Below are 20,668 nucleotides of genomic sequence, written 5' to 3' on the forward strand. Positions count from 1 at the left end.
GCGTAATACTCGGGATGCCCGTGATCGTTGCCGTTCGAGGTTCCGTTCTGTCCGCTCCGTCCCCCCTGCTGCGCTACGACCCGGAACCGCTGCCGCGGCCCGAGCCGTTCGCCGCGTTCGTGCGGGACGAGCGCGCGCCGCTGTGCGCCTTCCTGCGCGCGCGGGGGGCCAGTGCGGACGACGCCGAGGACATCGCCCAGGACTGCATGGAACGGCTGATCCGCTACCAGTCGCATGGCAGCGAAGAACTGCGCCTGCTGCTGTACCGGATTGCGCGCAACCGGCTGGCCGACCGCGGGCGGTCACCACACGCGCGCACGCACCTGCCACTGGCCGACGGCGATGGCGCGGCCGAACCGCTCTGCACCGCTCCGGGACCGCTGCGCCAGGCCGAGTCCGGGCAGATGCTGTCCCTGTTGCGGCAGGCGCTGTTCAAGCTGCCCGAGCGCTGCCGCGAGGTGTACCTGCTCAACCGGATCAGCGGCATGAGCTATGCGCAGATCGCCCGCCACCGGGGCATTACCGCCAAGACGGTGGAAAAACACATTGCCCGCGCCCTGCAGGGACTGCGCCAGGAACTGGGCCCCGACACCTTCGGCCAGGACGGAGACACCTGATGCGGGCTGCCACGCACCGCCGCGACGAACCGGCATTCAACCAGGCCGCCCATTGGGTGGCACGACTGGAGGCGCCGGATTGCAGCCGTGCCGAACGCGATGCGTTCGAACACTGGCTGGCCGAAGACCCGGGGCATGTGCGCGCCTGGGTGCAGGCCGAAACGCTGCATCAACAGATGGGCCAGCTGGCCAATGATCCGTGGGTGCGTGCCGGCACGGCGCGGAGTGCGCGCCCGCGCCGTGCGCGATGGTTGCCTGCCGTGGCGATTGCCGCCAGCCTGTGCCTGGCCGTTGGCCTGGTCTGGGCATGGGTGACGGATGGGCAGCCCACGCCGCAGCACTATGCCAACGCAACGCATCTGCCGCAGCAGCGCACGCTGGCCGATGGCAGCCGGGTCACGCTGGATGCCGGCGCGGCGATGACCACCCGGTTCGGGCTGCGGCAGCGCCACATCGCGCTGGACCGCGGTCGCATCCAGCTGCAGGTGGCTCCATCGCGCAGGCCGCTGCGGGTGCAGGCGGGCAACAGCACCATTGAGGACATCGGCACCACCTTCCAGGTGGAACGCTGGCAGGACAACCGCATCGACGTGGCGCTGCTGGACGGCGCGGTGGAGGTGCGCAGCGACGGCACGCAGGGCGGACACCTGATGCTGTCGCAGCCGGGCCAGCAGCTGCAGGTGCAGGCATCGGGGCAGATCACGCCCGGCCCCACGCTGCCCCAGGGCACGGCCGATGCCTGGCTGGATGGCCGGCTGGTCTTCGACGCGACGCCGCTGCAGACCGTGGTGGAACGCATGAACCGTTACCACGCCACGCCGATGGTGATCGCCGATCCGGCGATCGCGGCGCTGGCGGTCAGCGGTACGTTCCGTGCGGAGGATCGCGCGGGCCTGCTCGCCGCGCTGGAACAGGGCTGGTCGATCACTGGACAACAGCGCGCCGACGGCGCGCTGGAACTGCGCCGCCGGCACTGACGTCGATGGCCGTACGGGGGGGGCAACGACGGTGGCGGTGGCTGCGATGGCGCGTGTTCGTCGTGGCGATGTCGTGCGCGCTGTCGTGGACACTGATCCCACCGGTGGGCGCGCGCGAACGCGCCGATGTCGGCTACCACATTCCGCGCGGCCCGCTCGCGCCGGCCCTGCAGCAGTGGGCGCGGCAGAGCCAGCGGGTGCTGCTGTTCGATGCCGCCGAGCTGGCCGGCCTGACCACCCCCGGGCTGGACGCCACGCTGGAGGACGATGCGGCGTTGGCCCGCCTGGTCACCGGGTTGCCGGTCCACGTGCTGCAGACGACCCAGGGCGTGTTCGTGGTGCGCCGCGTTGCCGTCGCACCGGCACCGGTGCCCGCGCGACGGCGCCCTGCCCCAGCCCCGTCACCGGTGCTGGGTGCGCAGGTCGAGATGGCGCCGGTGCATGTCACCGGCAGCCGCTTGCCGCGCAGTTCGGTGCAGGCCTCGCTGCCGGTGGTGGTGATCGAGCGCGATGAGATGCTGCGCAGCGGCTACGGCTCGCTGTTCGATCTGCTGCGGCACCTGCCCGGCATGAACGGCCATCCGCCGCTGGCAACCTCGCGCGGGGGCGATTCGCTGTACCTGCCGGTGGGCGCGGCGGCGACCACCAGCCTGGATGGAATGGGGCCGCGTGCGACGCTGTTCCTGGTCAACGGCCGACGTCTGCCGCGCTACCCGATGGTGTCACTGGAACAGGGCGCGCTGACCGACCTGGGCGGCATCCCGCTGAGCTTCGTCGAGCGCATCGAACTGGTGCGCGGCGGGGCGTCGGCCATCTACGGCGCCGACGCGATGTCCGGGGTGGTCAACATCATCCTGCGCGAGCAGGCCGACGGTCCCGAAGCGATGCTGCAGTCGGGCGTGAGCAGCCGTGGCGATGGCGACCAGCAGCGCGTGCAGCTGGCCACCGGCGCCACCCGCGCCAACGGCGACCGCTGGTTTGCCGGCATTGATCTGCAGCGGGTACAGCCGTTGGCCGGCGACAGCCGCGCGTGGCATGTGGAACAGGAGCGCTACCCGATCGGCCTGTTGACCGACAGCGGCCTGTACCTGCCGGCAACGCGCTGTGCGGCGCCGTTGCAGCGCGATGCGGACGGCTGCTGGTTCGACAGTTCGCGTGGCCGCTCGCTGCAGCCGGCGGCCACCACCGTGGCCGCGTACGGACGCTATCGGCATGCATTCGGCGACGGCCACTACGCGTTTGCCGAAGTGCGCGGCAGCGAGGACCGGCAGCGCTTCGAACTCGGGCCGACCGCGGCCGCGCTGCGCATCGGCGAAGGACTGCTGTTCAACTATGTGTTCCAGGAAGGCGGCAGCGTGCGCCCGCGTGTGGAGGCCACCACGGCCGACGTCACCGTGGGCGTGGGCCGCGACCAGGCGGGCCGCAACTGGCACGCCGGGATCAGTCGCCAGCACAGCGCCGTGTCGCTCCACACGGCCGGCACGGTGCGCACCCAGCGCCTGTACGAGGCGGCCCAGCAGGGCTTCCTGCCCGGCTTCAACGCGCTGACCGCGCCGCTGGCCGAGCATCTGTTCCCGGCCATCCGCAACCGCGGCCGCACCGACCAGTGGCAGGCGTGGGCGGGACTTCAGCGCGATCTGGCGCAATGGCCCGGCGGCCCGGTGCAACTGGCCACCGGCCTGGATCTGCGCCACGAGGCCTGGAGCGCGCACCCGGACGCGTTGATCGGCGACGGCGAGCTGGCACTGGGACTGCCGGTGGAGCACCGGCGACTGTCGCGCCTGTCCAGCGCCGCCTACGCCGAACTGGGCTTGCCATTCACCGATACCCTGCGCCTGGACGTGGCGGCCCGGCTGGACCGCGATGGCGATGACACCGCGTTCTCGCCGCGTGCCGGGCTGCGCTGGACGCCGTCCGAGCAGTGGTCGCTGCTGTGGTCCAGTGGCCGTGGCTACCGCGCGCCCAGCCTGTTCGAGCGCCGGCGCCCGCCCGGCTACTTCGGCCAGGTGGTGCTGCCCACCTCCAACGCCCTGCCCCGGTGTGCGATCACCGCCGCGCAGGGCTGCGTGGTGGACGTGGGCGTGGTGGAGAACAGCGCCCTCGATGCGGAAACCACACGCAGCCATTCGCTGGGGGTGGTGTGGTCGCCACGCGAGGACCTGTCGCTGTCGCTGACCGGCAATGTGGTCGACCTGCGCAACGAGATCCTGGACCTGCACCCGGCCGATGCGTTCTGGAACCGCGCCACCTGGGTGCTGGATGACGCCGGCCGGCTGCAGGCGCTGCGGCTGTCGTTCGACAACATCGGCCGCACGGTGTCGCGCAACTGGGTGTTGCGTGGCGACTACCGGTTCGGCCGGTCGGCCGAGGGGCCGTGGCGGGTATCGCTGGATGCGCTGCGCCAGCAGACGCTGCGCCGCCACCGCGCGCACGGCGAGACGGTCGACCTGCGCGGACATGCCACGCCCACGCTGTCGGCGGTGCTTACCACGCAGTGGCAGGGCGACCGCTGGGACCTCGCGCTGCGCGCCAATTACGTGGGCCGCACCCGCGCGTGGCTGCCGGGTGACGCCTGCCCGGCCACGCAGCGCGAGCAGGGCCGTTGCCACAACCCCGACCAGCTGCGCTGGAACCTGCACGTGGGCCGCCAGCTGGGGCCGCGCGTGCTGCTGGCGCTGGATGTGCACAACCTGTGGGACGCGCCGCCGGTCAACTACCTGAGCGGCAACGGCGGGCTGGCGCCGGGGCTGGATGATCCGCTGGGCCGCTACTTCATGATGACGCTGCAGGTGCGCTGAGCGCTGCAACGGACTTTCCCTACCCGCTGCTGAGGCATTCCCTGATTGAATGCGCGAGCCTGTCGTAAAAGGCTCATGCCTTACGTCCGGGGTACCGACCGATCAACCAAGGGATATCCGCTATGGCAGCACGCTATGACCTGAAACGCTCAGGGGATCAGTTCCACTTCACGCTGAAGGCCGGCAACGGCGAAACGCTGCTGTCCAGCGAGCGCTACACCAGCAGACAGAACGCACTGAACGGGATCGAATCGGTGCGCGAGAATGCGCCGCTGGACACGCGTTACACGCGCAGGAACGCCAACAATGGGGCGCCGATGTTCAACCTGAAGGCGGCCAACAGCCAGATCATCGGCACCAGCGAAACGTATTCGTCGGTGACCGCGCGCGAGGCCGGCATCCAGTCGGTGAAGATGAGCGCGCCCGGTGCGACGGTGAACGATCTCACCTGAGCGGGACGGCCCGTCGCCGACGGGCCACCTCATGCGGTGCCGCTAGGCCGAACGCGGCACCGAGCGCGCGATGCAGTACTGCGCGGCGTAGTACGTGGCCAGGATGCACAGCGCCGCGAGCGGCAGGCCGCCGCCGAAGCGGTCCCAGGCCAGGACCGAATCGCTGACCACGAACAGCGCGGCGCCCCACGCCGCCCAGCGTGCGCTGCGCCCCTCCTCACCGGTGGGGCGTGGCCACGCTCCGGCCCGCGCGAGCGCCAGCGTCGCCATCAGCGCCAGCACGGCCACATACACCCCCACCGGCACACGCAGATCGGCAGGCAGCAGCGGCCACAGGCCGTTGAGGTTGGCGCCGGCGAACAGCGCCAGCAGACCCGCGGCGGCCCACAGGCTGCGTCCGCTGCGCCACCCGGCGCGGAAGGCGACGATGTAGCACACGTGCGCGAGCAGGAACGCGAGCAACCCCGGGACGAACGCATCCACCGGCAGCATCAACGCGATGTCGCCGATGCAGGACAGCAGCATGCCGGCCAGCACCGCCCGGCGATAGCCACTGCCGGCCAGCGGTGTCGCACGCCAGACGATGGACGCGATCAGCAGCGTGGTCAGCGGCTTGGCCAGCCAGTGCAGCCAGCGTGCATCGCCCTCCAGTCCGGCCCCGATGATCGCCGCGACCGCCGCGATCAGGATCAGCACATCGCGCAGGCGCGGGCTCATCGCGGCTTCCACAGCTCGGCAAGGCGGTCGGGCCTGCCGCCAATGCGCTCCAGTGACGGATACTTCAGGCCATCGTGGTAGTCCAGCACAACGCTGTCGATGCGGTCCACGCGCTTGACCAGCAACGTGAGCGGCGCCTTGCCGGTGCGTGCGGCGGTGATCGCATCCTTGAGCGCCTGGCCGTTGAACACGCGGCCATCCAGGCCCAGCACGGTCATGCCCGGGGCCAGGCCCGCGTTGAACGCGGGGCTGTCCCACAGCACGTCGCTGATGTAGCCGGCGTCGCTGATCGACACGCCGATCGAGTACAGCAGGTTGTTGGTCCTGGCCCGGGATTCCTGCGCCTTGAATGCGTCGTTGGGCGTGTCGGTGTAGACCAGCCTCCAGCCGGCCGCCTCCAGCCCGCCGGTGAGCGGGCCGTGGCCATCCAGACGCTCGCGCAGGAAGGTGGCCCAGTCGAAGGGCGCCACGCCGTTCAAGGTGGTCACCACGTCATCGAAGGTGTACGGATGGACGTTCCAGTCGCCGTCGTTCATGCCGAAGAACGCCTTGGCGAAATCATCCAGTCCGCGTCGGTTGCCGGTAAGCGCGCGCAGCTTGCCCTCCACGTCCAGCCACATCATCTGGCCGCCGGAGTAGTAATCCTCGCTCAACTGGTAGTTGCGGAAGGCCAGTGCGCGGCGCTGGGCGATGGTGGGATCGTTGGTGGTGTCCTGCAGGGTGCGCCAGCCCAGGCCGGGGCGGCCGCGATCGTAGGTGGCGGCGACATTGGCCAGCACGTCGCGGGTCTGCTGCACGCTCCACAGCCCCGAGCGCGCGGCCAGTACCTGGCCCCAGAACTGGGTCTGTCCTTCGTAGAGCCAGAGCAGGCTGTCGCCCATCGGCACGTTGAAGTTCGGCGTGGTCAGGTCCGCGCCACGGCGGTACTTGCCGTTCCAGGAGTGGTTGAACTCGTGCGGCAGCAGGTCGCGTCCCAGCCAGGTCTTGTCCCACTCGGTGAAGTAACCCGGTTCGCCGCTGTTCTCGCTGGAGCGCTGATGCTCCAGGCCGATGCCGCCGAGCTTGTCGGTGAGCGCGAGGAGGAACTCGTAGCGGTCGAAATGACGCGCGCCGTAGAGCTTGTACATCTGCTGCACCAGCGCGCGGTGCGCCTGCAGCTGCTCGGGCTTGGCGACCAGCGATGTGGCCTGGTCGGCAAATACGTTCAGGTGCACCGGTACCTTGGCGCCGGGGTCAAGGTCGAAGCGCTGGAAGTGGCGGCCGGCGAACAGCGGCGAATCGACCAGGTGGTCGTAGCTGATCGGCTTGAACACCACCGTGTCGCCGTCGCGGCGCTCGGTGTCCAACGCGGTGGCGTAGGACCAGCCCGGCGGCAGCGTGACCGTGGCCTGGGCCTGGATGTTGCGGGTGACCACGCCGGCCGGATACAGCGAGTTGGCATTCCACTGCAGGTTGAGCATGTCCGGGGTCATCACCACCCTGCCCTGGGTCCCCCCCTGCGAGGACAGGAACTTGAACTCGGCGACCACCTCGGTGGCGCCCTGCGGCACGTCCACGCGGAAGGCATACACATCGTAGGGGTCGCGCGTCCACGCCAGTGGCGTGCCGTTGGCGGTGACCACCAGGCCAGCGAGCTTGTCGATCGGACCGCTCGGCGAATGGCTGCCGGGCAGCCACTGCGGATACAGCAGGGTCAGCGGACCCGGCCTGGCCGGCACGGTGGCCTTGACCTTGAAGATGCGCCGGCCGATGTCACGTGCGTCCACGTCGATGCGCAGCAGGCCGGGGAAGGCAACGTCCTGCGGCGGCGGCGTCTGCGCATGTACGCCCGAGGCGGACAGGACCAGCAGCACGGAGAGGACGGCGGCACGCAGTTTCATCAGGCTCGGCTTCCAGCATACGAAAGACCCGATGCTAGACCTGCACGTCAGCGAACCACATGGCCAAAGGTCATGCCCCTGGCCGCCGCACCGATCAGGAGATCAGGCGCAGCCGCAGCTCCTTCGGCAGCGCGAACACCATCGACTCGGGCTCGCCATCGAGCTCGCCAATACTGCTGGCGCCCAGTGCCTTGAGCCGCTCGATCACGCCATCGACCAGCACCTGGGGCGCCGACGCGCCGGCGGTGAGACCGATGTGCTGCTTGCCGACAACCCACGCCGGATCGATCTCCTCGGCGCCGTCGATCAGGTAGGACTCCACGCCCTCGCGCCGGGCCAGCTCGCTGAGCCGGTTGGAGTTGGAGCTGTTGGGCGAGCCCACCACCAGCACCAGGTCGCAGCGCTTGGCCAGGTCGCGGACGGCGTCCTGGCGGTTCTGGGTGGCGTAGCAGATGTCGTCATTCTTCGGCCCCTGCATCGCCGGGAAACGGGCGCGCAGTGCGTCGATGATGCTGCGGGTGTCATCCACCGACAGGGTGGTCTGGGTGGTGTAGGCGAAGTTCTCCGGCTGATCCAGCACCAGCGTATCCACGTCCTGGACGTCTTCGACCAGGTAGATCCGACCGTTGCCGCGTTCGCGGTCCCACTGCCCCATCGTGCCTTCCACTTCCGGGTGGCCGGCATGGCCGATCAGCACCACGTCGCGGCCGGCGCGGCAGTGCCGTGCCACTTCCAGGTGCACCTTGGTGACCAGCGGGCAGGTTGCGTCGAACACCTTCAGGCCGCGACGGTCCGCTTCCAGGCGCACGGCCTGGGACACCCCGTGGGCACTGAAGATCACCGTATTGTTGTCCGGCACTTCGTCGAGTTCCTCGACGAAGATGGCGCCGCGGCTTTTGAGGTCGTCGACCACGAAACGGTTGTGCACGACCTCATGGCGCACGTAGATCGGCGCCCCCAGGGTCTCGATCGCGCGCTTGACGATCTCGATCGCACGATCGACACCGGCACAGAACCCACGCGGATTGGCAAGCAACACATCCATCGGTCAGATACTCCGGCCGGCGCGAGCCGGTTATTGCTGAATACAGGGAGGGATTATCCCGCTTTTTTGCTGGCCTTGCCTTCGAACAGCCCGAACACGGCAATGCCCACGGCACCGGCCACGATCGCCGCATCGGCGATGTTGAACGACGGCCAGGCATAACTGCCGATGTACCACTGGATGAAGTCCACCACGTGCCCGTGTACCTGGCGGTCGATGACGTTGCCGATGGCACCGCCGATGACCAGGGCGAAGGGCAGCGCCCGACGCCAGTTGGCGCGGGGGGTTTCCCACAGCCACTTGGCCATCAGGGCGCTGATGGCAACAGCCAGCGCGGTGAAGAACCACAGCTGCCAGCCACCGGCATCGCTCAGGAAACTGAACGCCGCACCGGTGTTGTAGGTGCGGTACCAGTTCCAGACGCCGTCGATGACCGGCACCGGCTGGAACTCGGGCAGGCTGGACAGCACCCAGGCCTTGCTCCACTGGTCCAGGCCGATGACCACCACCGACAGCAGCAGCCACACCAGGGCGTTGGGACGCGGACGCGCGGCGCTCATCAGAACCACCGCCGGTCTTCGCCGGCACCGTCGATGTTGGTCGCGCAGCGACCGCACAGCTCGGGATGGGCGGCCACACTGCCGACATCGGCACGGTAGTGCCAACAACGCACGCACTTCTGCTTGGTGGTCGGCTGGGCGCTGACGAACACCTCGTCAGTGGTTGCCGGACGCACCTGCACATCGCCACTGATCAGCAGGAAGCGCAGTTCCTCGGCCAGCGGCTGCCAGCGCGCGGCGGTTTCCGCATCGGCGGCCACGGTGATCTCCGCTTCCAGCGCGGCACCGATCGCGCCATTGGCGCGCATCGGCTCCAGCACCTTGGCGACCTGCTCGCGCAGGGCCAACAGCTGATCGAAATCGGCGGCGCCCAGCGCGGCATCGGCCGGCAGCGGAGCCAGGCCTTCGTACCAGGTGGCGAACAGCACGTTGTCCTTGCGCTCGCCCGGCAGGTAGCCCCACAGCTCGTCGGCGGTGAAGCTCAGGATCGGCGCGATCCAGCGCGTGAACGATTCGGCGATGTGATACATCGCGCTCTGCGCCGAACGGCGGCCGCGCGAGTCGGTCGGCATCGTGTACAGGCGATCCTTGGTCACATCCAGGTACAACGAGCCCAGGTCCACGCTGCAGAAGTTCAGCAGCAGCTGCACGATCTCGGCCATGTTGTAGCTGGTGTAGGCGGCCTTGATCTTCTCCTGCACCTCGAAGGCGCGATGCACGATCCAGCGGTCCAGCGCGACCATGTCGGCCGGGGCCACCAGGTGCTGCGCCGGGTCGAAGCCGTCCAGGTTGCCGAGCAGGAAGCGCGCGGTGTTGCGCAGGCGCCGGTAGGCATCGGCGTTGCGCTTGAGGATTTCCTGCGACAGCGACATTTCATTGCTGTAGTCGGCCGAGGCGATCCACAGGCGCAGGATGTCCGCGCCCAGGGTCTTCATGATGTCCTGCGGCTCGATGCCGTTGCCCAGCGACTTGGACATCTTGCGGCCGTGCTCGTCCACGGTGAAGCCGTGGGTGAGGCACTGCTTGTACGGGGCATGCCTGTCGATCGCCACGCCGGTGAGCAGCGAGGACTGGAACCAGCCGCGGTGCTGGTCCGAGCCTTCCAGGTACAGGTCGGCCGGCTTGCCGAAGCCGCGCGCCAGCAGCACGCCTTCATGGGTGACGCCGGAGTCGAACCACACATCAAGGATGTCGGTGACCTTCTCGTAGTGCGGCGCGTCCTCGCCCAGCAGCTCGGCGCTGTCCAGCGAGTACCACACGTCGATGCCCTCGACCTGCACGCGGTCGGCGACCTGCTGCATCAGTTCGACGGTGCGCGGATGCGGCTCGCCGGTTTCGCGGTGGGTGAACAGCGCGATCGGCACGCCCCAGGTGCGCTGGCGGCTGATGCACCAGTCCGGACGGCCATCGACCATGCTGCCGATGCGCGCCTTGCCCCAGCTCGGGAACCAGCCCACGTTGTCGATGGCGGCCATCGCGTCGCGACGCAGGTTGGCCTTGTCCATCGAGATGAACCACTGCGGGGTGGCGCGGAACACCACCGGCGTCTTGTGGCGCCAGCAGTGCGGGTAGCTGTGCTGGATCTCGACGAAGGCCAGCAGCGCGCCGCTGTCGCGCAGCACGTCCACGATCAGCGGCTGTGCCTTCCACAGGTGCACGCCCGCCAGCACCACATCGCCGGCCGGCGGCGTGGAGGGCAGGTACACGCCGCGACCGTCGACCGGATTGATCTGGCCGGCGTTGTACGCGTCCATCAGCCCGTACTGCTGGCTGACCACGAAGTCTTCCTGGCCGTGGCCCGGGGCGGTATGCACCGCGCCGGTACCGTCTTCGTCGGAGACGTGCGCGCCGTTGAGAAGCGGGATGTCGCGCTGGGGGTAGAACGGATGGGCCAGCAGCAGGTTTTCCAGCGCGGCACCGGCGGCGTGGCCGTGCGCCACCACCTCCTGCACGCCGTAGCGGCGCAGCGCGCGCTCGGCGAGGGCGGCGGCGATCACCAGCCAGCGGCGCTTGCCGGCATGCGCCGGGCCTTCGACCAGCGCGTACTGGATATCGGCACCCAGCGACACCGCCAGCGAAGCCGGCAGCGTCCACGGCGTGGTCGTCCAGATCGGCACGGCCACCTCGACATCGGCCGGCAGGCTGACGCCGAAGCGTGTGGCCAGCTGCGCCGGGTCGCGCGCCACGTAGGCGACGTCGATCGCCGGCGAGGTCTTGTCCTGGTACTCGATCTCGGCCTCGGCCAGCGCCGAGCCGCAGTCGAAGCACCAGTGCACCGGCTTGGCGCCGCGCACGATGTGGCCGTTGGCGAATACCTTGGACAGCGCGCGGATCTCGTTGGCCTCGAAGTCGAAACTCAGCGTCTTGTACGGGTTGTCCCAGTCGCCGATCACGCCCAGGCGCTTGAAGTCGCGGCGCTGCAGTTCGATCTGCTCTTCGGCGAACTCGCGGCACTTCTGGCGGAACTGTACGGCGTCGAGCTTGGTGCCGACCTTGCCCCACTTCTTCTCGACCGCGATCTCGATCGGCAGGCCGTGGCAGTCCCAGCCCGGCACGTAGGGCGCATCGAAGCCGGCCAGGTAGCGCGACTTGACGATGATGTCCTTGAGGATCTTGTTGACCGCATGGCCCAGGTGGATCTGGCCATTGGCATAGGGCGGGCCGTCGTGCAGCACGAACAGCGGGCGACCCTGCGCGTTCTCGCGCAGGCGGGCGTACAGGCCCTCGTCTTCCCAGCGCGACAGAATGCCCGGCTCGCGCTTGGGCAGGTCGCCGCGCATCGGGAATTCGGTTGCCGGCAGATGAAGGGTGGCTTTGTAGTCCTGGCTCACGCAGTGGCTCGCAATCTGTGTTCGGAAAGGATGTGGCGCGCCTGTTCGGCGTCACGGTGCATCTGGTCGGTCAGCGCCGCCAGGTCATGGAACTTTTCTTCATCGCGCAGCTTGGCCACGAACTCCACTTCGATGTGGCGCCCGTAGAGGTCGCCCTGGAAGTCGAACAGGTGCGCTTCCAGCAGCGGCTCCACCCCGTCCACCGTGGGCCGGGTTCCGAAGCTGGACACCGAGGGCCACGGCTGGTCGAACACGCCATGCACCCAGGTGGCATAGATGCCCGACAGCGCCGGCGTCTTCGGGAAGCGCAGGTTGGCAGTCGGGAAACCGAGGGTACGGCCCAACTGGCGGCCGCGCACCACCCGGCCACCGATCGCATAGGGGCGGCCCAGCAGGTCGGCGGCGTGGCTGAAATCGCCGGCACGCAGCAGCTGGCGGATGCGGGTGCTGGAAATGCGCTCGCCGCGCAGGTCCACCGGTTCGATCTCGCCGGCACTGAAGCCACGGTCGGCACCCATCGCCTGCAGCAGGGCCAGGTCGCCCCTGCGGCGGTTGCCGAAGCAGAACTCCGGTCCGATCCAGACCTCGCGCGCGCTCAGCCGCTGCACCAGCAACTGCTCCACGAACGCCTCGGCCGGCATCGCGGCCATGCGCGCATCGAAGCGCAGCAGGCCGATTCCGTCCACGCCCAGTTCGCGCAGCATCGCCACCTTGTCGCGGGCCAGGGTCAGCCGCGGCGGCGGCTCGCCCTGGGCGAAGTACTCGCGCGGCAACGGCTCGAACGCAACCGCCACGGCGGCCACGCCCATCGCGCGCGCACGCGCTACCGCGTGGCGCACCAGCGCACGATGGCCCAGGTGCAGGCCGTCGAATGCACCGATGCAGACCACGCTTCCGTGCGGGAACAACGGCCCGCCCTCAACGCTTCTAAACAGCCTGCTCATCAACTTGGAATGCGGCCCACCGGGGCCGATGCTTTGCAAGGGATAGCCATGAAGTATAGCCGGGTGCCCGCCGGATCAATGCTCGCGCAGGTGACGCGGGCGGAAGCCCATCGCCACCAGGGCCAGCAGATAGGTCAGACCACCGCCGCCGACCAGCGCGGCCAGGTTGCCGATGCGGTGCCACTTGTCCATCTCGGTGAAGTCGGACATCAGCTGCAGCAGGCCCAGCAGCACCGCCACCATCGCCGCGCAGGCCAGGCCCAGCTTCGTGACATAGCCCACCCAGCCCGGCCGCGGCTGGTACACCCGGGTCTTGCCCAGCCAGTACCAGAGCAGGCCAAGGTTCAGGTAACTGGACAGCGCGCTGGCGATGCCCAGGGCCAGGTGCAGGCCGGGCTGCTTGCCCAGCGCCACCCAGACCCCCTGCGCCTTCAGCGCCTCCGGCACCATTACCTGGTACAGCACCGCCAGCAGCGCGAAATTGAAGACCATGTTGGCCACCAGGGCGACCAGGCCGGCACGCACCGGGGTGCTCGTGTCCTGCCGGGCGTAGAACGCCGGCAGGACCACTTTGAGCAGGGCGAACGCCGGCAGGGCCAGGCTCAGTCCGTACACCGACAATGCGGTCATCCGGGTGTCGAACGGGGTGAACTGGCCGTGCTGGAACAGCGTGGCGATCAGCGGTTCGGCCAGCAGCAGCAGGCCAAGCATGGCCGGCACCGCGATCAGCAGCGTGGTGCGCAGGCCCCAGTCCAGGGCATTGGAGAAGCCTGCCTTGTCGGTACTGACGTGATGGCGGGCCAGCGCGGGCAGGATCACCGTGCCCAGCGCCACCCCGAACACGCCCAGCGGCAGTTCCAGGAAGCGGTCGGCCAGGGACAGCCAAGACTGCGAACCGTCGGTGAGCTTGGCCGCGATCACGGTGTCCAGCAGCAGGTTGATCTGGGCCACGGAGGAGCCGAACAGGGTCGGCACCATCAGGGTCAGCACCTTGCGCACGCCGGGATGGGTCCAGCCCCAGCGCGGCAGCGTGAGCAGGTTGATGCCCTTCAGCGAGGGCAACTGGAACAGCAGCTGCAGCAGACCCGCCGCCAGCACGGCCCAACCCAGGGCCAGGATCTGCTTTTCGGGGGTGCCACCCAGCCGCGGCGCCAGCCACAGCGCGCCGGCGATCATGCACAGGTTGAGGATGACCGGGGTCAGCGCCGGCATCGCGAAGCGCTGGAAGCTGTTCAGCGCCCCGCCGGCCAGGGCCGTCAGCGAGACGAACAGCAGGAACGGAAAGGTCAGCCGGAACAGGTCCACCAGCAGCCCGTGCTTGGCCGGATCGGTCTCGACGCCGCTGGAGAACAGTGTGGCCAGCTGCGGGGCGAAGATCAGCGCCAGCGCAGTCACCAGCAGCAGCACCCCGCCCAGGGTACCGGCCACCCGCGACATCAGCTCGCGCAGCTCGGCATGCGGACGGGTTTCCTTCACCTCCGTGAACACCGGCACGAAGGCGGTGGCGAACGAGCCCTCCGCGAACAGCCGGCGCAGGAAATTGGGCACCCGGAAGGCGACCCAGAAGGCGTCGGTCACCGCATTGGTGCCGAACGTGGTGGTCACGGCCAGGTCGCGTACCAACCCCAGTACGCGCGAAATCATGGTCATGCTGCTGAACGACAGCAGGCCCCGCAACATCTTCGGTGAACTCACCCGTGTTCCCTCTTGACAATTGACTTGACGTACATTTTTCGAGCCATCATACTTTCCAGCTTGCTGTTCCCATTACACCGATTTTTCAGGAAACCACCACTGTGGCCAATATCAAGTCCGCCAAGAAGCGCGCCAAGCAGACCGTCGTGCGCAACGCGCGCAATACGGCTCAGCGTTCGATGCTGCGCACCGCTGTCAAGAAGGTGATCAAGGCTCTGGATGCCAATGACGCCGCCGGCGCCGAGGCAGCCTTTGCCGTCGCCCAGCCGATCCTCGACCGTTTCAGCTCGCGTGGTCTGATCCACAAGAACAAGGCCGCTCGCCACAAGAGCCGCCTGACCGCGCGCATCAAGGCCCTCAAGGCCGCCTGATACGGCGAAGTGACTGCCGGAAGCCCTGCTTTCGGCGGTACAGAAAAGCCCGGCCCTGGCCGGGTTTTTTGTTGGGCGGCATCCACGTGCGGCGTGCGCGCCGCGGACCGCACAGCGCCCGGCAGTGCGGCGCGGGATACCGGCGGCACCACAGAAAAACCCGGCCGAAGCCGGGTTGTTCAGGGGCGCGCGGATGCGCTCAGTACGCATCGCGCGCTTGCGCCTCGTCTTCCTTCTGGCGGTCGAAGAAGGCCATGATGTTGGTCATGATCGGCCAGGTGCCTTCACGACCCAGTGCCGAGACCAGGTACCACGGCTGGGTCCAGCCCAGCTCGGCGATGATCTTCTCGGCGGCGGCCTTGGCCTCGTCCTCGAACATCAGGTCGGCCTTGTTGAGCACCAGCCAGCGCGGCTTCTGCAGCAGCTCCGGATCGTGCTTCTCCAGCTCACGCTCGATCGCGCGCACCTGCTCGATCGGCGACACGCCCTCCACGCCGCCTTCCATCGGGGAGATGTCCACGAGGTGCAGCAGCAGGCGGGTGCGCTGCAGGTGGCGCAGGAACTGCGCACCCAGGCCAGCGCCATCGGCCGCCCCTTCGATCAGGCCGGGAATGTCGGCGATCACGAAGCTGCGGTAATTCTCGACCCGGACCACGCCCAGATTCGGATACAGGGTCGTGAACGGATAGTCCGCCACCTTCGGGGTCGCCGCGGACACCGCACGGATCAGGGTGCTCTTGCCGGCGTTCGGGAAGCCGAGCAGGCCAACGTCGGCCAGCAGCTTCAGCTCCAGCTTGAGCAGACGCTCCTCGCCCTCCTCGCCCGGCAGCGCCTGGCGCGGCGAACGGTTGGTGGAGCTCTTGAAGTGCATGTTGCCCAGGCCGCCCTTGCCCCCCTTGGCCACCAGCAGGCGATCGCCATGCCCGGTCAGATCGCCGATCACTTCGTCGGTGCTGACGTTGATGACCACGGTGCCGACCGGCACGGTGATGACCAGGTCTTCGCCGCCCTTGCCATAGGCTTGGCGGCCCATCCCGTTCTCGCCGCGCTGCGCCTTGAAGATGCGCTCGTGGCGGAAGTCCACCAGGGTGTTGAGGTTTTCGTCGGCGCGGATCCACACGCTGCCGCCGTTGCCGCCATCACCGCCGTCCGGGCCGCCCAGCGGAATGAACTTCTCGCGACGGAAACCGACGCAGCCGTTGCCGCCATTGCCGGCGGTGACCTGGATTTCTGCTTCGTCTACAAGTTTCATGATTCTGGATGCCAACTGGAGGCGGCGGGCAGCGGATGCGCCCGACCGCAGAGTCTAACGTCCCCGGTACGATCCAGGGACGGCGGCGGGAAGGATCCCGCCCGGTATGCGTTCAACAAAAACAAAAACCCCGCCGAAGCGGGGCTTTCGTCAGCGGCCCCACGCCGAGGCGTGGGCGCCTGCGTGTCGCGAAGATCAGGCTTCGGCGACGACGCTGACGGTACGACGCTTCTTCGGGCCCTTCACCGAGAACTCCACCTTGCCGTCGATCAGCGCGAACAGGGTGTGGTCACGGCCCAGGCCAACGCCGGAACCCGGGTGGAACTGGGTGCCGCGCTGACGCACGATGATGTTGCCGGCATCGATGGCCTGGCCACCGAAGATCTTGACGCCGAGGTACTTCGGGTTGGAGTCGCGACCGTTGCGCGATGAGCCTACGCCCTTTTTATGTGCCATGACTGCTTCTCCTTATTACTTGCTGCCACCGGCGATGCCGGTGATCTCGATTTCGGTGTAGTACTGACGGTGACCCTGGCGCTTCATGTGGTGCTTACGGCGACGGAACTTGATGATCCGGACCTTGTCGGCACGACCCTGGGACACGACCTTGGCGGTGACCGAAGCGCCGCTCAGTGCGTCGCCCAGCTTGATGCCATCGCTGTCGCCCAGCATCAGGATGTTGTCGAACTTGATCTCGTTGCCAACGTCGACATCGAGCTTTTCAACGCGGAGCGTTTCGCCCTGCGCCACGCGGTATTGCTTACCGCCGGTTACCAGTACTGCGTACATGACCAGACTTCCTCTGTAGTTATTGTGGTCTATGGACTGCCGCCATCGAGGGCGGACAGAAGCGGAATTTTAATGACTCACCCCGGCCCGGGTCAACCCACCCCCGGGTCTGGGGCGCAATCGCCTGAACCCCGTTCAGGTTGAGGCCCGGCCGGTCTCAGGGAATGAGACACGGGGCTGGCAATGTCGCCGATTGCCCCCAAATCCCAAGCTCGGTAGGCTGACCGATTGCCGTCTCCGCTTGCCCCACCCGCTTGCCGACCCCCGGGTCGAAGCCCCACAACGGATCCCCCATGGCGATGGATTTCATCCGCATCCGCGGCGCGCGGACGCACAATCTCAAGAACATCGATCTCGACCTGCCCCGCGACAAGCTCATCGTCATCACCGGCCTGTCCGGCTCGGGCAAGTCCTCGCTGGCGTTCGACACGATCTACGCCGAAGGCCAACGCCGCTACGTGGAGTCGCTGTCGGCCTATGCCCGGCAGTTCCTGAGCGTGATGGAGAAGCCGGACCTGGACCACATCGAGGGTCTGTCCCCGGCGATCTCGATCGAGCAGAAGTCGACGTCGCACAACCCGCGTTCGACCGTCGGCACGATCACCGAGATCTACGACTACCTGCGTCTGCTGTACGCCCGTGTCGGCAGCCCGCGCTGCCCCGACCACGGCTACCCGCTGGAAGCGCAGACGGTCAGCCAGATGGTCGATCACGTTCTGACCCTGGACCAGGAACAGCGCTACATGCTGCTGGCCCCGGTGATCCGCGAACGCAAGGGCGAGCATGCCCAGGTGTTCGACCAGTTGCGCGCGCAGGGGTTCGTGCGCGTGCGCGTGGACGGCGTGCTGCATGAAATCGATGCGGTGCCGCCGCTGGCGCTGCGCCAGAAGCACACCATCGAAGCGGTGATCGACCGCTTCCGCCCGCGCGAGGACATCAAGCAGCGCCTGGCCGAGAGCTTTGAAACCGCGCTCAAGCTCGGCGACGGCATGGTCTCGGTGCAGTCGCTGGATGTCGAAGACGCGCCGGCCCATCTGTTCTCGTCCAAGTACAGCTGTCCGGTCTGCGATTACTCGCTGCCGGAGCTGGAACCGCGCCTGTTCTCGTTCAACTCGCCGGTGGGCGCCTGCCCCGGCTGCGACGGCCTGGGCATGGCCGAGTTCTTCGATCCCTCGCGCGTGGTGGTGCACCCGGAGCTGTCGCTGTCGGCCGGCGCCGTGCGCGGCTGGGACCGCCGCAATGCCTATTACTTCCAGCTGATCGCCTCGCTGGCCAAGCACTACAGGTTCGACGTGGACGCGCCGTGGCAGAGCCTGCCCGAGGATGTGCGCCAGGCCGTGCTGTACGGCAGCGGCGAGGAGACCATCACCTTCACCTACTTCACCGAGGCCGGCGGGCGCACCCAGCGCAAGCACCGCTTCGAGGGCATCATTCCCAATCTCGAGCGCCGCTACAAGGAAACCGAATCGGCGGCGGTGCGCGAGGAACTGGCCAAGTACATCAGCGAACGCGACTGCCCCGAGTGCCACGGCGCGCGCCTGAACAAGGCCGCCCGCCATGTGTTCGTGGCCGACCGTGCGCTGCCGGAACTGGTGGTGCTGCCGATCGACGAGGCGCTGAAGTTCTTCAGCGGCATGAGCCTGCCGGGATGGCGTGGCGAGATCGCCGGCAAGATCGTCAAGGAGATCGGCGAGCGGCTGGGCTTCCTGGTCGATGTGGGCCTGGATTACCTCACCCTGGAGCGCAAGGCCGACACTCTGTCCGGTGGCGAAGCCCAGCGCATCCGGCTGGCCAGCCAGATCGGTGCGGGCCTGGTCGGCGTGATGTACGTGCTCGACGAGCCGTCCATCGGCCTGCACCAGCGCGACAACGAACGCCTGCTCGGCACCCTCACCCGCCTGCGCGACCTGGGCAACACGGTGATCGTGGTCGAGCATGACGAAGACGCCATCCGCCTGGCCGATTACGTGCTGGACATCGGCCCGGGCGCGGGCGTGCACGGCGGCGAGATCGTCGGCCAGGGCACGCTGCAGGACATCCTGGATGCACCGCGCTCGCTCACCGGCCAGTACCTGTCGGGCAAGCGCGCCATCGAGATTCCGGCGCGCCGGCACAAGCCCAACCCGAAGATGACGCTGCACCTGCGCGGTGCCAGCGGCAACAATCTCAAGGGCGTGGACCTGGACATTCCGTCGGGTCTGCTGACCTGCATTACCGGCGTGTCCGGCTCGGGCAAGTCGACGCTGATCAACGACACCCTGTTCTCGCTGGCCGCCAACGAGATCAACGGTGCCTCACACCCGATCGCGCCGTACAAGGAGGTCGACGGGCTGGACCTGTTCGACAAGGTGGTGGACATCGACCAGTCGCCGATCGGCCGCACGCCGCGCTCGAACCCGGCCACCTACACCGGTCTGTTCACCCCGCTGCGCGAGCTGTACGCGCAGGTGCCCGAAGCGCGTGCGCGCGGCTATTCGCCGGGGCGCTTCAGCTTCAACGTCCGCGGCGGCCGCTGCGAAGCCTGCCAGGGCGATGGCCTGATCAAGGTGGAAATGCACTTCCTGCCGGACGTGTACGTGCCCTGCGATGTGTGCCACGGCAAGCGCTACAACCGCGAAACGCTGGAGATCCTGTACAAGGGCTACAACATCAACGACGTGCTGCAGATGACCGTCGAAGATGCGCTGAAGCTGTTCGAGCCGGTGCCGTCCATCGCACGCAAGCTGGAAACGCTGGTCGATGTGGGCCTGAGCTACATCAAGCTGGGCCAGAGCGCGACCACCCTCTCCGGCGGTGAAGCGCAGCGCGTGAAGCTGTCCAAGGAACTCTCGCGGCGCGATACCGGCCGCACCCTGTACATCCTCGACGAGCCGACCACCGGCCTGCACTTCCACGACATCGAAGCGCTGCTTGGCGTGCTGCACAAGCTGCGCGACGAGGGCAACACGGTGGTGGTGATCGAGCACAACCTGGATGTGATCAAGACCGCCGACTGGATCGTCGATCTGGGTCCGGAGGGCGGCCACCGCGGTGGCACCATCCTGGTCACCGGCACGCCGGAAGACGTGGCCGCGCACCCGGCTTCGTACACCGGCCAGTTCCTGGCCAAGATGCTGCCCTCGATCACTGCGCGCCCGGAGCGCCCGGCCGCCGTGGCCAACAAGCCTGACGCCCGCCCTCCCCGCAAGGTCAAGCCGGAAAAGCCGGCCAGGAAGGCGGCCGCTGCCAAGAGTACCGGCAAGGCCAGCAAGACCGGCACCACCCGCAAGAAGAAGGACGCCTGATGAGCACCGACCACACCATTCTTGCCCGCGTACCGATCAGCGTGCGCTGGCGCGACATGGACAGCATGGGCCACGTCAACAACGCCAAGTACATCTCCTATCTGGAGGAGGCGCGCGTGCGCTGGATGCTGGGCGTGGACGGCGTATCGATGACCGACCGCATCGCCCCCGTGGTGGCGGCCACCAACGTCAATTACCGCCTGCCGATCGTGTGGCCCAACGACATTGTGGTGGAACTGTTCGTGGAGCGGCTGGGCAACAGCAGCATCACCATCGGACATCGCATCGTGGACCAGCAGGACGACACCCGCCTGTATTCGGATGGCAACGTGGTGGTGGTGTGGATGGACACTCAGACCGGCAAAAGCGCGCCCCTGCCGGATGCGATCCGCAACGCCTCGTAGCGCCGGGTTCCACCCGGCTGCGGTTGATCCGCCTATCCGGCCCCCATCAGTG

General features: G+C 67.9%; 17 protein-coding genes. 7 read left to right on the plus strand and 10 right to left on the minus strand.

Annotated features, from left to right (window positions below; translation table 11 throughout):
• Positions 1 to 14 precede the first annotated feature (14 nt).
• The 4 genes from GDJ08_RS05985 (at position 15) to GDJ08_RS06000 (ending at position 4,844) form a co-directional block, all read left to right on the plus strand.
• Positions 15 to 617 (plus strand): RNA polymerase sigma factor, encoded by a 603-nt coding sequence (locus GDJ08_RS05985; protein WP_017356264.1) that lies wholly within the window; start codon positions 15 to 17, stop codon positions 615 to 617.
• The gene (locus tag GDJ08_RS05990; protein WP_153164482.1) at positions 617 to 1,594 is read left to right on the plus strand and encodes a FecR family protein; all 978 of its coding nucleotides are present in this window, start codon (positions 617 to 619) and stop codon (positions 1,592 to 1,594) included. The genes GDJ08_RS05985 and GDJ08_RS05990 overlap by 1 nt, the downstream gene beginning before the upstream one ends.
• Before the next feature lie 62 nt (positions 1,595 to 1,656).
• The gene (locus GDJ08_RS05995) at positions 1,657 to 4,392 is read left to right on the plus strand and encodes a TonB-dependent receptor plug domain-containing protein (RefSeq protein WP_423669359.1); all 2,736 of its coding nucleotides are present in this window, start codon (positions 1,657 to 1,659) and stop codon (positions 4,390 to 4,392) included.
• Positions 4,393 to 4,514: 122 nt separating this feature from the next.
• Positions 4,515 to 4,844, plus strand: a complete 330-nt coding sequence (locus GDJ08_RS06000; protein WP_017354914.1) for a YegP family protein — start codon at positions 4,515 to 4,517, stop codon at positions 4,842 to 4,844.
• 42 nt (positions 4,845 to 4,886) lie between these two features.
• On the opposite strand, the gene GDJ08_RS06005 is transcribed toward GDJ08_RS06000, so the two are convergent.
• The 7 genes from GDJ08_RS06005 to murJ all read right to left on the minus strand — a co-directional run bounded on the left by GDJ08_RS06005 (position 4,887) and on the right by murJ (position 14,501).
• Positions 4,887 to 5,561, minus strand: a complete 675-nt coding sequence (locus GDJ08_RS06005) for a lysoplasmalogenase (protein WP_153164484.1) — start codon at positions 5,559 to 5,561, stop codon at positions 4,887 to 4,889.
• Positions 5,558 to 7,441 carry a M61 family metallopeptidase gene (locus GDJ08_RS06010; RefSeq protein WP_017354916.1) on the minus strand — a complete coding sequence of 628 codons (1,884 nt, stop codon included), beginning with the start codon at positions 7,439 to 7,441 and terminating at the stop codon, positions 5,558 to 5,560. The genes GDJ08_RS06005 and GDJ08_RS06010 overlap by 4 nt, the downstream gene beginning before the upstream one ends.
• A gap of 94 nt (positions 7,442 to 7,535) precedes the next feature.
• Positions 7,536 to 8,486 carry a 4-hydroxy-3-methylbut-2-enyl diphosphate reductase gene (gene ispH, locus GDJ08_RS06015; RefSeq protein WP_017354917.1) on the minus strand — a complete coding sequence of 317 codons (951 nt, stop codon included), beginning with the start codon at positions 8,484 to 8,486 and terminating at the stop codon, positions 7,536 to 7,538.
• A 53-nt stretch (positions 8,487 to 8,539) separates the two neighbouring features.
• Positions 8,540 to 9,046 carry a signal peptidase II gene (gene lspA / locus GDJ08_RS06020; RefSeq protein ID WP_017354918.1) on the minus strand — a complete coding sequence of 169 codons (507 nt, stop codon included), beginning with the start codon at positions 9,044 to 9,046 and terminating at the stop codon, positions 8,540 to 8,542.
• Positions 9,046 to 11,877, minus strand: a complete 2,832-nt coding sequence (gene ileS, locus GDJ08_RS06025; RefSeq protein WP_153164485.1) for an isoleucine--tRNA ligase — start codon at positions 11,875 to 11,877, stop codon at positions 9,046 to 9,048. The genes lspA and ileS overlap by 1 nt, the downstream gene beginning before the upstream one ends.
• On the minus strand, positions 11,874 to 12,821 hold the full coding sequence (locus tag GDJ08_RS06030; protein ID WP_017354920.1) for a bifunctional riboflavin kinase/FAD synthetase: 948 nt from the start codon (positions 12,819 to 12,821) through the stop codon (positions 11,874 to 11,876). The genes ileS and GDJ08_RS06030 overlap by 4 nt, the downstream gene beginning before the upstream one ends.
• Before the next feature lie 75 nt (positions 12,822 to 12,896).
• A complete protein-coding gene (gene murJ, locus GDJ08_RS06035; protein ID WP_153164629.1) occupies positions 12,897 to 14,501 on the minus strand; it encodes a murein biosynthesis integral membrane protein MurJ in 1,605 nt (534 codons plus the stop codon).
• Positions 14,502 to 14,617: 116 nt separating this feature from the next.
• Between murJ and rpsT the strand changes: the two genes are divergently transcribed.
• Positions 14,618 to 14,887 (plus strand): 30S ribosomal protein S20, encoded by a 270-nt coding sequence (gene rpsT / locus GDJ08_RS06040; RefSeq protein WP_017354922.1) that lies wholly within the window; start codon positions 14,618 to 14,620, stop codon positions 14,885 to 14,887.
• Positions 14,888 to 15,086: 199 nt separating this feature from the next.
• On the opposite strand, the gene obgE is transcribed toward rpsT, so the two are convergent.
• From obgE to rplU, 3 genes are all read right to left on the minus strand, one after another.
• Positions 15,087 to 16,139 carry a GTPase ObgE gene (obgE, locus tag GDJ08_RS06045; RefSeq protein ID WP_017354923.1) on the minus strand — a complete coding sequence of 351 codons (1,053 nt, stop codon included), beginning with the start codon at positions 16,137 to 16,139 and terminating at the stop codon, positions 15,087 to 15,089.
• A 195-nt stretch (positions 16,140 to 16,334) separates the two neighbouring features.
• Positions 16,335 to 16,595, minus strand: coding sequence for a 50S ribosomal protein L27 (rpmA, locus tag GDJ08_RS06050; RefSeq protein WP_017354924.1), 261 nt, complete (start codon positions 16,593 to 16,595; stop codon positions 16,335 to 16,337).
• A gap of 15 nt (positions 16,596 to 16,610) precedes the next feature.
• Positions 16,611 to 16,928, minus strand: a complete 318-nt coding sequence (gene rplU, locus GDJ08_RS06055) for a 50S ribosomal protein L21 (protein WP_017354925.1) — start codon at positions 16,926 to 16,928, stop codon at positions 16,611 to 16,613.
• Between the two features lie 293 nt (positions 16,929 to 17,221).
• Between rplU and uvrA the strand changes: the two genes are divergently transcribed.
• Positions 17,222 to 20,212 carry an excinuclease ABC subunit UvrA gene (uvrA, locus tag GDJ08_RS06060; RefSeq protein WP_153164486.1) on the plus strand — a complete coding sequence of 997 codons (2,991 nt, stop codon included), beginning with the start codon at positions 17,222 to 17,224 and terminating at the stop codon, positions 20,210 to 20,212.
• Entirely contained in the window at positions 20,212 to 20,616 is a 405-nt protein-coding gene (locus GDJ08_RS06065) for an acyl-CoA thioesterase (RefSeq protein WP_017354927.1), read from the plus strand. The genes uvrA and GDJ08_RS06065 overlap by 1 nt, the downstream gene beginning before the upstream one ends.
• Positions 20,617 to 20,668: the final 52 nt, after the last annotated feature.

The organism is Stenotrophomonas nematodicola (assembly GCF_009467805.1).
Classification (GTDB): domain Bacteria; phylum Pseudomonadota; class Gammaproteobacteria; order Xanthomonadales; family Xanthomonadaceae; genus Stenotrophomonas; species Stenotrophomonas nematodicola.

What these genes read in the sequence shown, in the direction of transcription:
- GDJ08_RS05985 (WP_017356264.1), top strand. Translation starts at nt 15, where the DNA reads ATGCCCGTGATCGTTGCCGTTCGAGGTTCCGTTCTGTCCGCTCCGTCC.
- GDJ08_RS05990 (WP_153164482.1), top strand. Translation starts at nt 617, where the DNA reads ATGCGGGCTGCCACGCACCGCCGCGACGAACCGGCATTCAACCAGGCC.
- GDJ08_RS06000 (WP_017354914.1), top strand. Translation starts at nt 4,515, where the DNA reads ATGGCAGCACGCTATGACCTGAAACGCTCAGGGGATCAGTTCCACTTC.
- GDJ08_RS06005 (WP_153164484.1), bottom strand. Translation starts at nt 5,561, where the DNA reads ATGAGCCCGCGCCTGCGCGATGTGCTGATCCTGATCGCGGCGGTCGCG.
- GDJ08_RS06010 (WP_017354916.1), bottom strand. Translation starts at nt 7,441, where the DNA reads ATGAAACTGCGTGCCGCCGTCCTCTCCGTGCTGCTGGTCCTGTCCGCC.
- ispH (WP_017354917.1), bottom strand. Translation starts at nt 8,486, where the DNA reads ATGGATGTGTTGCTTGCCAATCCGCGTGGGTTCTGTGCCGGTGTCGAT.
- lspA (WP_017354918.1), bottom strand. Translation starts at nt 9,046, where the DNA reads ATGAGCGCCGCGCGTCCGCGTCCCAACGCCCTGGTGTGGCTGCTGCTG.
- GDJ08_RS06030 (WP_017354920.1), bottom strand. Translation starts at nt 12,821, where the DNA reads ATGAGCAGGCTGTTTAGAAGCGTTGAGGGCGGGCCGTTGTTCCCGCAC.
- murJ (WP_153164629.1), bottom strand. Translation starts at nt 14,501, where the DNA reads ATGTTGCGGGGCCTGCTGTCGTTCAGCAGCATGACCATGATTTCGCGC.
- obgE (WP_017354923.1), bottom strand. Translation starts at nt 16,139, where the DNA reads ATGAAACTTGTAGACGAAGCAGAAATCCAGGTCACCGCCGGCAATGGC.
- rpmA (WP_017354924.1), bottom strand. Translation starts at nt 16,595, where the DNA reads ATGGCACATAAAAAGGGCGTAGGCTCATCGCGCAACGGTCGCGACTCC.
- rplU (WP_017354925.1), bottom strand. Translation starts at nt 16,928, where the DNA reads ATGTACGCAGTACTGGTAACCGGCGGTAAGCAATACCGCGTGGCGCAG.
- uvrA (WP_153164486.1), top strand. Translation starts at nt 17,222, where the DNA reads ATGGCGATGGATTTCATCCGCATCCGCGGCGCGCGGACGCACAATCTC.
- GDJ08_RS06065 (WP_017354927.1), top strand. Translation starts at nt 20,212, where the DNA reads ATGAGCACCGACCACACCATTCTTGCCCGCGTACCGATCAGCGTGCGC.